This is a genomic window from Paractinoplanes durhamensis (genome assembly GCF_016862175.1).
Taxonomy (GTDB): Bacteria; Actinomycetota; Actinomycetes; order Mycobacteriales; family Micromonosporaceae; genus Actinoplanes; species Actinoplanes durhamensis.
The window spans coordinates 83,737-97,528 of sequence record NZ_BOML01000071.1 but is presented as its reverse complement, the minus strand read 5'-3'; the positions used below and the strand labels follow the sequence as shown (position 1 = coordinate 97,528).

Here is a 13,792-nt window from a genome sequence, read left to right as displayed (position 1 = left end):
CAGATGCGCCCTAGAGGTACGGGCGGAGCAGGCTCGCGAGATCAGCGCGCCCGATCTCGTCCAGGGCGTCCGGAAGGTCGGCCAGCCGTTGCCGCCCCTCCAGCCAGGCCCACAGCTCGTAGGGTTCGTCGCCGGCCCGGAACTGCCTCGTCTCGTAGGACGGCACCCCGACCACGTCGGCCAGATCCTGCCAGTAGTAGGTGAGCTGCCGCACCACCTCGTGCCTCACCCCGTCGGGAAACCGGCCGGCCGGCGCGGCCGGCGCCGGCCCGGTGACCAGCAGCTTCGCCAGCAGGGCGAAGAGCACCTCGGCGGAGGCCCTGGCGGCGAACGCCTTGAACCGGTCGTCCTTCTCCGGATCGGCGTGGTCCATCACGCCCTTGGCGACCAGCCAGTGCGGGACCCGTCGCTGGTGCGCGATCGTGGCGATGGTCGCGGACTCCATGTCCAGGGCCAGGATCTTGCGCTGGCCGGCCTCGAGCCGGCTCCAGGTCTCCGGATCGGCCATCACGGCGCTCCCGCTGGCCATCGCGCCGTCGAGGACGACGAACGGCAGCCGGTCCGGCCCGTCGACGTCGGCGTACAGGATCCGCTGGATGAGGTCGCGGCCGGTACCGGTCAGCGCCAGGCCGCCGTCCTGCCAGGCGATCAGGCCCTTGGCCTGCAGGGCCTCGAGCCGGGTGCCCCAGGTGGCCCGCGGGAAGTACCGCGGGCGGGCCGGATGCGTACGCGGATCCTGGCCTTTGTGGAGCCGCTCCAGAAACCAGACCGACGCCTCCTCCTCGGTCGCGGCGCCGTAGCCCGGCAGGTCCGGCGGTGCGAAGTCCTGCACCGCGCGAACCCACCGGCTGTCCTGCGGAAACTGCTGGGGATCCGAGCGGAACGCGGACCCGGTGTGCTTGCCCTCGTCCCACTCGTAGGCGAGCGAGGCGACGATGACGTCGCCGGGTGCGGTGGCACCGGGATTGCCCGCGCAGACGCCGCACATCGCGAGGCAGGCGGGCCGGAGCCGGTCGGTCAGGGAGGTGGCGATCGGGCTGGTGTTCCGCCCGCCCATCCAGGTCGGCCGGGCCAGCGCCACCGACAGCGTCCTACCGTTCCCGATCCGAAGCTCGGAAACGGAGTACGGGGTCTCGCCCTCGGCGTCCCTGTCCTCCCAGCGCGACAACCCGGCCACCGCCCTGGCCGCGTCGTACTCCTCCTTGATCGCCGTGATGACCAGAACGTCGACGCCGGTCCGCCGGCGTTCGCCGCGCCCCGATGTGGTCGTCCGCCCGGCGACAGGCCCGTGGATCACCTGATTGCCGTAGTTGATCGAGCCGATATTCGTCTCGCTGTCCATCGGCGAAGTCCTTCCTCAGCTCTCGGCCTTCTCGGTCTGGTTGCTGGTGCCGGCGACGTCGCCGTTGATGACGCTCTCGCCGTTGTTGATGACGCCGACGTTGAGGACGGAGGCGCCGCGGGCCCGGTATTCGGTCGTGTCGACGTCGCAGGCGTCCAGGAAATCCAGGACGTGGGCGTACACCCTGATCTCGATGAGCCGCCGGAACTTGAGGACGTCCTTGCGCTGGGTGAAGTTGCGCAGCTCGTCCTCGGTGCCGAGCTGGCGGACGCTGACCATCGCGCCACGATCGGCCAGCCGCCGTCGCCGGCGCCGGCTGCGCTGCCGCGGGCCGGCCATGTCGGCAAGCGTCCGGATCAGATGCACCGGGGCGGCGGCGATCGTGCCCGGCGTCTCCCGGATGCCGGACCCGATCGCTCGAACCCAGGCTCGCGGTCCCCGGCCGCCCTCGAGGTCGACGATCCGGTACCGCTCGTTGCAGGGCGCCATCGACGTGGTGGTCACCTCCAGGTAGAGCGATCTCCCCTGGACGGCGAGGTGGACGTGGACGGTGGTGACGACCTCACCGCCCCAGGCGAGGACCTGGCAGACGAGATAGTGGCGGGCCGGCTGGGTGGGATTACGGATGATCTCGGCGATCCGGTCGGGGCCGGTGATCAGGTCGCGGACGCCGTGCTCCCCGGCCGACAGGAAGATGCGGTCGTCGACGGTCAGGTTCGGGATGGTTGTCTCGGCGTCGCCCGCGGTGAGCCGGCCGAGATGGAACCGCACGTAGGAGACGATCTCCTCCGCGGTGAACGGCGGGTTGGCGAACTCGCGCCGGCCCTCGTCGCTGCCGGTGACTCCGGTCGCGTCATGCGGCTTGCGGACCAGCCGGGTGGCGAATCCCCAGGTGGAGATGACGTCGCCGGAACCGATGAACGGCTCGAAGTTGCTGTAGATGACCGTGTTCGCGGTTCGCTGGGAGTTGATGTCGCGAAGACGGGCGTTGTCGCCGGCGGCGGGCATCGGCCGGTCCGAGGCGAAGTTCCGGATCCGCTTCTGCCGCCACAGGCTGAAGAAGCAGGGCAGCGCGAAGAGCAGGACCACCGCGGGGATCGCCGCGCCGACGATGCCCGGGTGCGGCAGGTCGGCGATCGGCCGCGGTGCCGAGGACAGGATGCGGGCGGTGAGGACGGCCAGGGTCAGCCAGGCGGCCGCCCACAGGATCAACTTCGCCACGGCCAGACGCGTACGCCAGGCGGCCTCGCCGTCCTCGATGAGATGCCCGCGCCGGTAGCAGGTGCCCGCGACGTGCATCGCCGGGCTCGTCATGCCCATGCCGATCATGGCGGCGCCCACCGCGACGAGAGCCCGCCAGTCGAGATAGGCGACGAGCCCGACGACCAGAATGATCGACGCGTCCCGCCAGATCGTCAGCCGCCGGGCGCGAAGGCAGTGCCACAGCACGGTGCCGAGATCGAAGCCGTAGGACGGCGCGACCGGCCGGCGTCGCTGGTGGTAGACATCGCGCAGGCAACGGTTGCGGAAGTGCGAGTCGACATAGGCGCCGACCGACAGGTAGCGAGTGGCGGTGGTGGGTAAATCGTCCTCCGGCAGGTCCGGAGCGGGTGGTTCATCGGCCGGCGGTGCGGGGTCCACTGTCTGAATTGCCATCAGATCATCCCTTTGGTGCCCCGGCAGCTTGCTGTCAGGGCGACATAAAATAAAGATGTGGCAGCCGTGGATCAGTCATCGCGAGGATTCCGGAGCCGCCTACCGGATATCTACCGCCCTGATCGGATGGTGCGGATGAACGAGTTGACTCTCGCCGAGTGCCGGGTCGCCGCGCGGTCGATCCGGGAGTCCGAGTTCGGCCGCGAAGCCGTCGACGTGGTCCGGCCGCGCGGCACGCTCGGCGTGATTCGCAGCCGTGGCCCGCTGTCGCTGCTGCTCCACGCGGCGGCTCGGGAGGGCCGGCTGATCTGGCGTGGCCCGGACTCGCTGGCCCTGTTGCAGCCGCCGGGCGATGCGGCCCGGCCGGTGCCCGACCTGCGGGCTGCCGTTGCCCAGCGGCTCGTCCGCGGGTGGGACGGCTGGGTCCTGCTGATCCCGTCGTTCTCGTTGCTGGCCCTCGCGGCCCTGTCCGATCTGGTGTGGACCGCCACCGGAGCGATCTTCTTCGCCTGGGCCCTGCTGTTCCTCGTTCTGGGCGCGGTCGTGCCGGTGGCCGTGCTGCTGGCCTGCGGAGTGGCGAGCTCGCTCGTCGGGTTCGCCCGGGCGATGCGCCGCCGGTCACCCGAGGTCGTGCCGTACGAGAACTGGTCGATGGTGCTCTGCCACCACGTTCAGGTCGAGACCTCGCCCCGGCTGTTGCTTCGCGAGGTCCGGCGTGGGCTCGATCGGTTGCTGGCGGCCGAGGCCGGGGCGGCGGCGGCGGACCTCGGCGTGCGGATGTCGCACGGGGAGACCACCGAGGAGTTGCTCTGCCTTCGGCGCGGAGTCACCACCGAGGGCATGCGCGCGGAGGTCGACGCCTGGTCGGAGCGGCTTGCCGGCGGCCTCAGCGTGCGATTGTCGGACCACCGAGCCGTCCGGGAGCCGGTCCGCATCTTCGACCGGGGCGGCTTCGTGCTCTGGTATCTGGGCGGCCAGGCCGTCGTGCTGCTGGTGCTCGCCCGCATGGTGCCGATCTGGGAACGAGCTTCGTGCGGCGACGCCTGTGCCGGGCGCCCGGTGACCTACGGCTCGGCGCTGCGCTGGCTCGCCCAGCGCCTGCTGTTCACCGACCCGGACGGGTTGAGCCCGGTCAGCTGGCCGGCCTGGCTCATCGGCTGGCTGGTCAGCATCATGTCGGCGGTGGGGGTGCTGGTCCTGGCCGTCGCACTGCGGCAGTACGTCCGGGCGCGGGACGTCGTCCGGAGCCGTCTGCGGGAGACACGGCGGCTGCTGAACGACCGGTCCCGTACGTTGATCATGGTGGTCACCGCAGGCGAGCGGGACGCGGTCGTCGCGGCGGTGCAGGCCGTCAACCAGGGCGAGCCCGAACCGTTCCGGGTGGCCGGTCAGGTCGTGCTGCGGCTGGGCGTGGTGAGCCGCACCGAGCTCATGCTCGCCCAGGTGGAGCCGGGTGCGGTGGGGCCGGGCAGTGCCGGGATCGCCGCGGCCGCGCTGATCGACCGGCTGGATCTGGACTTCCTCATCCTCGCCGGCATCTGTTACGGCCTCCGGCCGGACCAGCACGAGTACGGCGATGTGCTGGTCTGCGATCAGCTGCGTGCCGTCGACCATCGGAAGGTGACCGATCCGGCGGAGGCCGGCGACCCGGTCGTCCTCGTTCGTGGCGACTACGTGACGCCGTCGACGGCCCTGTTGAGCGGGTTCCGCGCGGCCGGGCGCACCTGGCGGGGGACGGCCGAGGTCCACTTCGGGCCGATGGTCTCGGCCAGTGTCCTGGTGAACTCGCGGGCGCTGGTCGACGAGTTGCGCGCCCAGCAGCCCGATGCGCTCGGCGGTGAGATGGAGGGTGCCGGCGTCTACGCGGCCGCGGCCGACGCCGAGGTGGATTGGATCGTGGTCAAGGCGATCTCGGACTGGGGTGTCGGCAAGACCGACGAGCATCAGGCGGCGGCCGCTCGCAACGCCGCCGCATTCGTGGTCCACGCCGCGCGGGAGCAGGCGCTGGACGACGTGCCGGCGCGAGGGCGCCGCTGAGGGCGTGACCGGCGGGCACGCCGGAACCTTCCCGCGGCCGGGGCGTTTGGCTGCGAGACGGCCCGGCGTGCCGGATCGCCGGGCCGCCCGCGGGCCCGCCATCCCAGCGGGCGGCGGATGGAGTCTGTCGCGGTGTTCTTCCGGATTCCTTCCGGGGCGTTCAGCCCCGCAGGATCGGCGGGTTCAGCGTCGTCGCCGCGCCGGCCCGGTAGAGGGCCGCCGGGCGGCCCACCTCGGGGATGCGGCGGTCGCCGGTCGGCTCGACGAAGCCGGGGGTGTTGGTCACCTTGCGGCTGAAGTTGCGCGGGTCGAGCTCGTGGCCCCACACCACCTCGTACACATTGCGCAGGTCGCCCATGGTGAAGGCCGGGGCGCAGAAGGTCGTCGCCAGGGTGGTGAACTCCAGGCGGGTGCGGGCCCGCTCGACCGCCTCGGCGAGGATCTCGTCGTGGTCGAAGGAGAGGGTGCCGGCCACCTTGCCGACCGGGGCCCAGGCGGCGCTGCTCGCGTCCGAGCCGGCGGTGGGCAGCGGCAGGTCCGGCATGATCGCCAGGTAGGCGATGCTGACCACCCGGCCACGCGGGTCCCGATTTGGTGCGCCGTACGCCCGGAGTTGTTCGAGGTGGAGGGTGCTGCCGTCGAGGCCGGTCTCCTCGGCCAGCTCGCGGACGGCGGCCTCGGGGATGTCCTCGTCGCCGCGCAGGAAGCCGCCGGGCAGCGCGGGCCGGCCCTGGAACGGCTTGTTGGCCCGGGTGATCACGAGCACCTGCAGGGTGCCCTCGCGAACGGTGAGGATGGCGAGGTCGACGGCGAGCCGGAGATAGAGATGATCCCGATCGATCATTCGGCGAGCGTACGCAAATTGTCGTTTTGACACAAACGCCCGGCCGCCCAGATCTGCTCGAACTCGCCGCGGAAATGCTGGTACCAGATGTGGTCGCGGCCGGCCTGCAAAGTCAGCGCCGGCTCCGGGCCGCCGAACGTGTGCGAGTAGATGTCCACGCACAGCCGGTCGCCCGCGGCGAGCAGGCCGAAGGCCGGCACGAAATCGAGCAGGCGCACCTCGATCCGGCCGTGGCCGGCCGCCGCCAGCTCGCCGAGCAGGTCGAGGGTGGGGCGCAGCCGGTGCGCGAAGAGCTCGGCGGTGTCCGGCGCGGTGCTTCGCCGGGCGGCCTCGTGCAGCACCTCGCCGTGCGGATCGATCACCGCGACCCGCACGGTGCCGCCGCGCCGCAGGCACTGGGCGAGGGCCGTCGCGTGGTTGCGGACCGTCCGGTTGAGGGTGACGCCGACGATGTCGATCGTCCGCGCGCCGGCCAGGTCGGCGTCGACGCCCGAGGTGGACGGGTGCAGCAGCCGGTCGGCGGCCGGCGGGTCGACGAGCGACTGCCGGGTGATCCGCAGCAGGTCGCTTATCTGGAACCGGGAGTGCAGCGCACCGGCCGCGAGGACGCCGAGGGTGGCCAGCGTGGCGCCGGCCAGGATCGGGCCGTCGGCGAGGTCGAGCATGCCGAGCGCACCGATGGTGAGGGAGATGGCGAGGGTGGCCACGAGATCGAGGGATTGCCAGATGCGCATCGCGACCGCCTAACCGAGAGTCAGCGTTGCGTCCGACAATACCAGGAGTTACTGTCACTTAGACAATAAGTATTTCGGCGGTGGCGGAGCAGCAGCCGGCGGGCGATCTGCGCGGGCACGTCGGCCGGGCGGATCCAGGCCGGCCCGACCGGCAGCGACGGCGTGCCCGGGCCTGAGGGGTGCACCACGACCACCGCGCCCACGACCCGGCGGCCGGCCACCCGCCGCAGCGTCCGCACCGACCCGGCCAGCGTGTGCACCGACTGCCCGATGTAGACGCCGTCGCAGAGCACGAAGCCCTGCGGCGTGACCGTGTAGGCCCCGGCCGGCCAGGCGACCGACTCCACCAGCAGCAGATGGGAGGCCGAGATGACCGCGAACCCGATCCGGGGCGCGCCCGCGGCGACCAGGACGCCGGCGGCGACGAGGCGCACGCCGGGGGTGTCGGCCAGCCGGTCCAGGAGCACGCCGGTGCGCGCGGCGGCCTCCCGCACACTCATGCCGATCGGCCGCAGCGATCGATTCTCGTCGTCGGTCAGGCGTTCCAGGCTGCCGCGCAGGCGGTGGGGCATGGCGTACTCCCGTCACGATGGGCTGATGGGGCACTTGCTCCCCGCGATTTGGTCATGGAGAGCTACCGGTTTGCTTCCGCGCCGTCCGCGCCGCGCGTGCCAACTACCCGTCGTGGTGATGGCGCCGGCCCGGCGAAGCTCCTACGGTGGCGGCTCGACGTTGTGGCGGCACGGCGAATAGGACAGTCGATGCTCTACCGGGTCCTGGGCGATCTAGAGATAAGCACCACCGGCGATGACCTGGTCGAACTGCCTTCCGGCCGGGCTCGCGCGGTGCTGGCCACGTTCCTGCTTAGACCGAACCGAACCTTGCCGGCCGAGGAGTTGATCTCCGCCGGGTGGGGCGAGCACGGCGTCAATCAGGCCCAGTTGCACAAAGCCGTCTCCACGCTCCGCAAGGTCTGCGGCGACGCCCTGAAAACCCACCCCCGCTACGGGTACGAGTTGGTCGTGCCCGACGACGACCTCGACATGCTGTCGTTCCGCCGGCTGGTCCGGCAGGCCGACGCGCGCCGCGACGGCTCAGCGGAGGAGGTCGCCGCCCTGCGCGCGGCCCTGGCCCTGTGGCGGACCGGCCGCCCGCTGTCCAACATGCAGGTCGACGCCCTGTCCGGCGAGATCGAGGCGCTGCGCCGGCAGCGCAAGCGGGCCGCCACCCGGCTGTTCGACCTGGAGGTCCAGCGCGGCGCGCACACCGAGGTGCTGGAGGAGCTGACCGGGTTCGCGGCCGAGTACCCGGCCGACGCGAACCTCTGCCGGCTGCTGCTGCTCGCCCTCTACCGCGACGGTCACGCGGCCGACATCATCCCGGCGTTCGACCGCTACGAGCAGGCCAGCGAGGCCCCGGACCGGAGTCTGCGCCATCTCGCCTTCCGGCTGGTCAGCACCGGCGAGGCGCCCGGGCTCACCGTTCCCCGCCAGCTGCCGGCCCGCCCGCCCTACCTCCTCGGCCGCGACGGCCTGCTCGCCGAGATCCTCTGGCTGCTCCGCCGGCCCAAGCTGCCGGTGCTGGCGATCTCCGGGCCGGGCGGGATGGGCAAGACCGCGCTGGCGCTGGGGGCGGCGCACGACGCGGCGGAGACCTACCCGGACGGCCAGCTCTGGGCCGACCTGCGCGGCACCCGGGAGCAGCCGGCCGATCCGGCCGAGGTGCTCGCCGAGTTCCTCCGCGCGCTGGGGGTGCCGGCCGTGCCGGAGAGCCGGGCCGAGCGGGCGTCGCTGTTCCGCTCGACGATGGCCGGCCGCCAGGTCCTGGTCCTGCTCGACGACGCCGCCGACGGCGCTCAGGTCCGCGATCTGCTGCCCGGCGGCGGCAAGTGCCTCACCCTGATCACCTCGCGGCGCCGGCTGCCGGACCTCGGCGCGCCCACCCACCACGTGCCGCCGCTCGGGGCCTTCGACGAGGCCACCGCCGAGCAGCTGTTCGCCCGGATCGCCACCGACCACCACGTCAGCCTGGCGGGGGAGCGGGACGCGGTCGGCGCGGTGGTCCGGCTCTGCGGCGGGCTGCCGCTCGCCGTCCGGATGGCCGCGTTGCTGCGGGTGGAGACGTTCCATCGATCCACCGGCGAGCTGCTGCAGCGTCTCGAAGAACAAGGAACGACGGGATTTGCGTACGGCGAGGAAAGCGTGGCCCGCACCCTCGGCGCCGGGCTGATCCCGCTCGACGAACGAGCCCGCCGGCTGTTCCTCGGTCTGGGCATGCTCGCCCTGCCGACGTTCGCCGAGTGGACCGCGGCCGCGGTGCTGGACGAGTCCGGCCCGTTCGCCGCCGAGGCCCTGACCCAGCTGGCCGCGATCGGCATGGTCGACCCGGTGCCCGGCGTGGCCCGTTACCGCTTCCACGATCTGACCCGGCAGTATGCCCACGGCCTGGCCGCCACCGGCCCGTCCTGGGGTGCCGGGCTCGGCGACGCGCCGCTGCGGGTGTGCCTGGCCCTGCTGACGCTGACCCGGCACGCGCACACGGCGATCTACGGCGAGGATTTCGACGTGACCCACAGCGACGTGCCGGACGTGGGTGTCCCGGCCGCCGAGCTGGCCGCGGCGACGGCGCACCCGCGGGCCTGGTTCGACCGCGAGCGGGCCAACATCCGCGCCGCCGTCGACCAGGCGGCCGCCCTGGGCCGCGCCGACGTGTGCTGGGACCTGGCCGTCTCGGCGCACGAGTTCTACGCGATCGGCAGCTACTTCGACGACTGGCGGGCCACCCACGAGGTCGCCCTGGCCGCCTGCCGGGACGCCGGGGACCGCCGCGGCGAGGGCGTCGTGCTGACCATGCTGGGCATGCCGCCGCTGGTGGCCAGCGGAAGTGCCGGGGTGTCCGGGGTGCCCGAGCTGGAGCACGCGGTGGAGCTGCTGCGCGCGACCGGCGAGCGGCACGGCCTCGCGGTGGCGCAGCGGACCCTGGCCAACGCGCAGCGGCGCAAGGGGGAGCTGGCCCGGCCGCTGGCGCTGTTCACCGAGGCGCTGGTGCACTACCAGGAGAGCGGGGACATCGTCGGCAGCCAGCAGGCGCTGCGCTTCATCGGACAGGCCCACCTCGATCGCGGCGACCCGGAGGCGGCGGTGCAGGTGCTGCGCGAGGCCGCGCGGATGGCCCGCACCCAGGGCTCGGCCCGGGTGCTCGCGCCCGCGCTCTACTGGCTCGGGCAGGCCTACCTCAGCGGCGGCGACCTGGCCGCGGCCGGGGCGGCCTTCGACGAGGTGCGCGGGATGTCACCGCCGGAGACCGGCCTCGCCCACGCGTACGCGCTGCACGGGCTGGGCGAGCTGGCGCTGGCGCGGGGCGACGCGGGTGCGGCCAGGCCGTTGCTGGAGGAGGCCGAGGAGCTGGCCCGCGACGGCGCGGACGCCGGCTTGGAGGGCCGGGTCGGGCTGTCGATCGCGACGCTGGAGGAGTCGCTGGGCCGGGATGCCGAGCGGGTGGGCGCGTTGCGGCGGGCGCTGGTGCCGATCCGCTCGTTCGGGGCGGCCAAGCTGGAGATCCGGGTGGAGACGGCGCTGTCCGACGCGTACCGAAAGCTCGGTGACCAGGCGGCCGCCAAGGCGGCCCGGAACCGGATCACCGAGCTGTACGACCGGGGAAACGTGCCGCCGGAGGATCGCCGCCCCGCCTGACTCCCTCTTATTGTCTTCTTGACACAAAGCCCTGGCCGGAGTTAGTGTCAGGCTGACAGTAAGACCTGAGTTCCGCACCGAGGCGTACGACCCGGGACGGGGCGCGGGCGTGCTGTCGAGCGCGCGTACGGCATGCGCGGGGAGGCCGGCCAGCCTCCCTCGCCACGGTTCGGCCGGATCAGGCGATCGCGTGTGCCGCCCCACCTCCCACCGCAACCTTCCTCGAAAGGAAAGGTCATGCGCGCACGTCATCGGCACCTTCTCGTGACTCTCATCGCGGCCGTCGCGGTCGCCCTCACCGGCCAGTTCGCTCCCGCTGCCTCCTCGTCGGTCGCCTACGACTGCCCGGCCAGCACCACCTGGGACGACTTCCTGAAGCGCTGCGTCTGATCGGCAGCGCGTGCGCCGGCGGCACTCGGGTGCCGCCGGCGCACCACCGCGTACGGCAGGAAACCGGAAGGCTTGATCGATACCTTGCGCCGGGGCTGGGTCCGGCGCCTCGGGGGCGCCGGACCGTCAGTCGGGTGAGCGACGTCGCCGCCCCGGACGGCCGGCTCAGGTGATCCGGACTCAGGTGATCCGGCGCCGTGCCTCGCGGTGTGCGTCCAGGTAGGCCTCCAGGCGCTCGGCCGGCATCGGCTTGCCGAGCAGGTCGCCCTGGCCGAGCCGGCAGCCCGCGGTGCGCACGGTGTCCAGGTCGGCGGGGGACTGCAGGCCGTGCGCGATCACCTCGAGGCCGAGCCGCCGGCCGAGGGCGACCGTGACGTCCATGACCGACGCCCCGGAGTCCGGGCCGAACAGCTCCCGGTCGATCTTCAGCAGGTCGATCGGGAGGATCCGCAGCCGGCTCAGCGACGTCGGGCCGGCGCCGAAGTTGTCCAGCGCGGTCCGCAGGCCCTGCGCGCGCAGCCGGCCGAGGAGGGCGGGCAGGTCCTCGACGACCGGCAGGTCCGGCTCGGCGACCTCGATCACCAGGGCGTCCGGCGGGATCCGGTAGAGCTCCAGGGCGGTGTGCAGGCTGACCTGGAAGGCCGGGTCGGCGAGCGCACGCGGCCGGACGTTGAGGGCGAGCCAGAGCGACTCGTGCTGCAGCCGCCAGGTGGCGAGCAGCCGGCAGGAGGCGTGCAGCGCCCACACGGCGACCTGGGGGAGCAGCCCGAGATCCTCGGCCAGCGCGAGCAGCTCGCCGGCCGGCACCGGGCCGAGGGTGGGGTGCCGCCACGACGGCAGCGCCTCGACGCCGACCGGCCGGTCGGCCGCCAGGTCGACGATCGGCTGGAAGGTCAGCTCCAGGTCGATCATCGAGACCGCGCCGGGCAGGTCCTGCTCCAGGGTGGACCGGCGGAGCAGCCGCACCTCCATCTGCTCGTCGTACCACTCGACGGCGCCGGGCGGCCCGGCCCGCACCGACCGCAGCGCGAGCACCGCCCGGCGGACCGTCTCGTCGATGTCCGTCGCGAGGTCGGTCAGGCCCGCCCACGCGGACAGGTGGGCCGTGGTGCCGGCCGTCGTGTAGGGCGCGGTCAGCGCGGTGACCAGCTGGCTGGTGAGCAGGTGGGCGCGGACCGCGCCGCAGCGGGTCAGCACCGCGAAGCGGGTCTCGCCGATCCGGGCCGGCACGTCCGCGCCGCTCACCCCGGCCCGCAGCCGGCGGGCGGCCTCGGCCAGCACCACCTCGGCCATCTCCGGCCCGTGCACGTCGCCGATCGCGGTCAGGCCGCCCAGCTCGACGACCAGCATCGCGCCGGCGTCCGGGATCAGCTCGGCCGCCCGGCGCAGGCCGGCCTGGTTGGCCAGCGCGGTCTGCTGGTCGAGGTGGGTGGCCTGGCGCAGTGCCTGTTCGAGATGGCGCAGCTCGCTGACGTCGCGGACGTGCACGACCAGGGTCTGCCCGGGCTCGGCCGGGTCGGCGCCGTTCGTCGTCCATTCGGTCTCCCGCCAGCGGCCGAACCCGTCCCGGAGGCGGACCGGCAGGCTGGCGCCGGTCGGCGGCCCGGCCAGCTGGGCGGTCAGGTAGTCGTGCACCGCGTCGGCGTGGTCGGGGTGTACCAGCACCGACACCGGCCGGCCGAGAACGTCCTGGTCGGAGAGTCCGAACTGGCGGGCGGAGGCCGGTGACTGCCAGCGCACCCCGAAGTCGGCGTCCAGGATCATCGCCACGTCGGCCGAGCCGAACATCAGGCTGCGCAGCCGGTTGCCCTGATCGGTGAGGTGGTCGGCCCGCCGGCGCAGGGCGATCGCGGACACCCACTCGCGGGCGGCCACCGCGGTGATCGCGGTGGTGCCCAGGACGATCGACACGGTGTTCAGCCGGCCGCCGTTGACCAGGTGGTAGGCCAGCGCCAGGGCGGACCCGAGCATCGGCAGGGTGAGCAGCGGGAAGCCGGCCGAGGACTCGCTGCCGGCCGGCGGGATCGGCCGGGCGTCCGGCAGGATCCGGGTCGATCCGTGCCACATCAGCCCGGCGGCCACGTTGACGGCGGCGGCCGCGGCCACCGCGGCGATCGCCGCGTTCCCCCTGGTCGCGTAGTCCATCGCGATGACCAGCGCGGTCATCCCGATCAGCGACAGCGCCGCACCGGCCGCACACCACTGCAGCGCGGCCCGCTGCCGGATCGCGTGCACGCCGGCCACCGCGACGGTCGCCGCGGCGGCGGCACCGAGGAAGAGCGCGGTGGTCGACGCCCCGCGCCGCTCGGCGCCGCTGGAGAGCAGCAGCCAGGGCGGGAAGATCAGGCTGGCGGTGACGCCGAGGGTGTCGAGCCCGACCCGCAGCCGGGTCAGCTGGTCGCGGCGCTGGTGCGGGCGCAGGATGGCGGGCAGGTAGCACCCGGTCACGAAGAACAGGGTGACCAGCGGGATCTCGGCCGGCAGCGGGACGCCGCCGGCGACCAGCACGTCCGGCGCGACGACGCTCGCGACGGCACTGGCCGCCGCGGCCAGCGCGGTGAGCAGGATGCCGCCGGCCAGGACCAGCGCGCGGAGGTGCGGTCCGGCCGACCGGCCGGTGCGCACCGCCCGGATCATCACCGCCGCGAACCCGGCCGAGCAGGCGGTCAGCAGCCCGGCGGCGACCGCGGTCGGCAGCACGATCAGCGCGGTGACCACGAGCACGGACACGACGAACCCGGCCGAGCGGCTGATTCGCGCGCCGGCCGGGCGGTTGGGGGGTCCGCCTGCCATCGGCATTCATCCTGCTACTACGAGGGGTGTTTCGGACATGCCAAAACGGTCAACGATCCACCCCGGATGAGGGTTACGGGCGACGGCCTTTGCCCGTAGTGCCGCTGCCGCGGCTCCCGTGGGGTGGGGGTCGCGGCGGTGTGATCATGGTGACCATGGCAAGTAAACCTATCTGGGTTATAGGGTTTGCCAGGGAAGTAGCCAAGATCAACTAAGGATGGCCGCCGTGACGGTGGAGGAACACGATGCCTGGAAGGCGGCCCGCCGCAGCGCGGTCACCGCGCCGGCCGGGAACCTGGCGCTG

9 protein-coding genes are annotated in these 13,792 nt (G+C 73.0%); 3 read left to right on the top strand and 6 right to left on the bottom strand.

Annotation, left to right across the window (positions count from 1 at the left end; genetic code table 11):
- Positions 1 to 10: 10 nt before the first annotated feature.
- Positions 11 to 1,342, bottom strand: coding sequence for a phosphorylase family protein (locus Adu01nite_RS41680; RefSeq protein ID WP_203734883.1), 1,332 nt, complete (start codon positions 1,340 to 1,342; stop codon positions 11 to 13).
- Positions 1,343 to 1,357: 15 nt separating this feature from the next.
- Positions 1,358 to 2,998 carry an AbeC-like domain-containing protein gene (locus Adu01nite_RS41675; protein WP_203734882.1) on the bottom strand — a complete coding sequence of 547 codons (1,641 nt, stop codon included), beginning with the start codon at positions 2,996 to 2,998 and terminating at the stop codon, positions 1,358 to 1,360.
- Positions 2,999 to 3,133: 135 nt separating this feature from the next.
- On the opposite strand from Adu01nite_RS41675, the gene Adu01nite_RS41670 reads away from it, so the two are divergent.
- Positions 3,134 to 5,035, top strand: a complete 1,902-nt coding sequence (locus Adu01nite_RS41670) for a 5'-methylthioadenosine/S-adenosylhomocysteine nucleosidase family protein (RefSeq protein ID WP_203734881.1) — start codon at positions 3,134 to 3,136, stop codon at positions 5,033 to 5,035.
- Positions 5,036 to 5,195: 160 nt separating this feature from the next.
- Here Adu01nite_RS41670 and Adu01nite_RS41665 read toward each other — a convergent pair whose 3' ends face one another.
- From Adu01nite_RS41665 to Adu01nite_RS41655, 3 genes are read right to left on the bottom strand one after another with little or no spacing between them, the layout of a single operon-like run.
- The gene (locus Adu01nite_RS41665) at positions 5,196 to 5,879 is read right to left on the bottom strand and encodes an NUDIX domain-containing protein (RefSeq protein ID WP_203734880.1); all 684 of its coding nucleotides are present in this window, start codon (positions 5,877 to 5,879) and stop codon (positions 5,196 to 5,198) included.
- Entirely contained in the window at positions 5,876 to 6,613 is a 738-nt protein-coding gene (locus Adu01nite_RS41660) for a hypothetical protein (RefSeq protein WP_203734879.1), read from the bottom strand. The genes Adu01nite_RS41665 and Adu01nite_RS41660 overlap by 4 nt, the downstream gene beginning before the upstream one ends.
- A gap of 20 nt (positions 6,614 to 6,633) precedes the next feature.
- Entirely contained in the window at positions 6,634 to 7,185 is a 552-nt protein-coding gene (locus Adu01nite_RS41655; protein WP_203734878.1) for a hypothetical protein, read from the bottom strand.
- A gap of 189 nt (positions 7,186 to 7,374) precedes the next feature.
- Between Adu01nite_RS41655 and Adu01nite_RS41650 the strand changes: the two genes are divergently transcribed.
- Positions 7,375 to 10,305, top strand: a complete 2,931-nt coding sequence (locus tag Adu01nite_RS41650) for an ATP-binding protein (protein WP_203734877.1) — start codon at positions 7,375 to 7,377, stop codon at positions 10,303 to 10,305.
- A gap of 237 nt (positions 10,306 to 10,542) precedes the next feature.
- A complete protein-coding gene (locus Adu01nite_RS41645; protein ID WP_203734876.1) occupies positions 10,543 to 10,695 on the top strand; it encodes a hypothetical protein in 153 nt (50 codons plus the stop codon).
- A 180-nt stretch (positions 10,696 to 10,875) separates the two neighbouring features.
- Here the strand turns inward: Adu01nite_RS41645 and Adu01nite_RS41640 are convergent, their stop codons facing one another.
- Positions 10,876 to 13,488 carry a GGDEF domain-containing phosphodiesterase gene (locus Adu01nite_RS41640; RefSeq protein ID WP_203734875.1) on the bottom strand — a complete coding sequence of 871 codons (2,613 nt, stop codon included), beginning with the start codon at positions 13,486 to 13,488 and terminating at the stop codon, positions 10,876 to 10,878.
- Between the last annotated feature and the right edge of the window lie 304 nt (positions 13,489 to 13,792).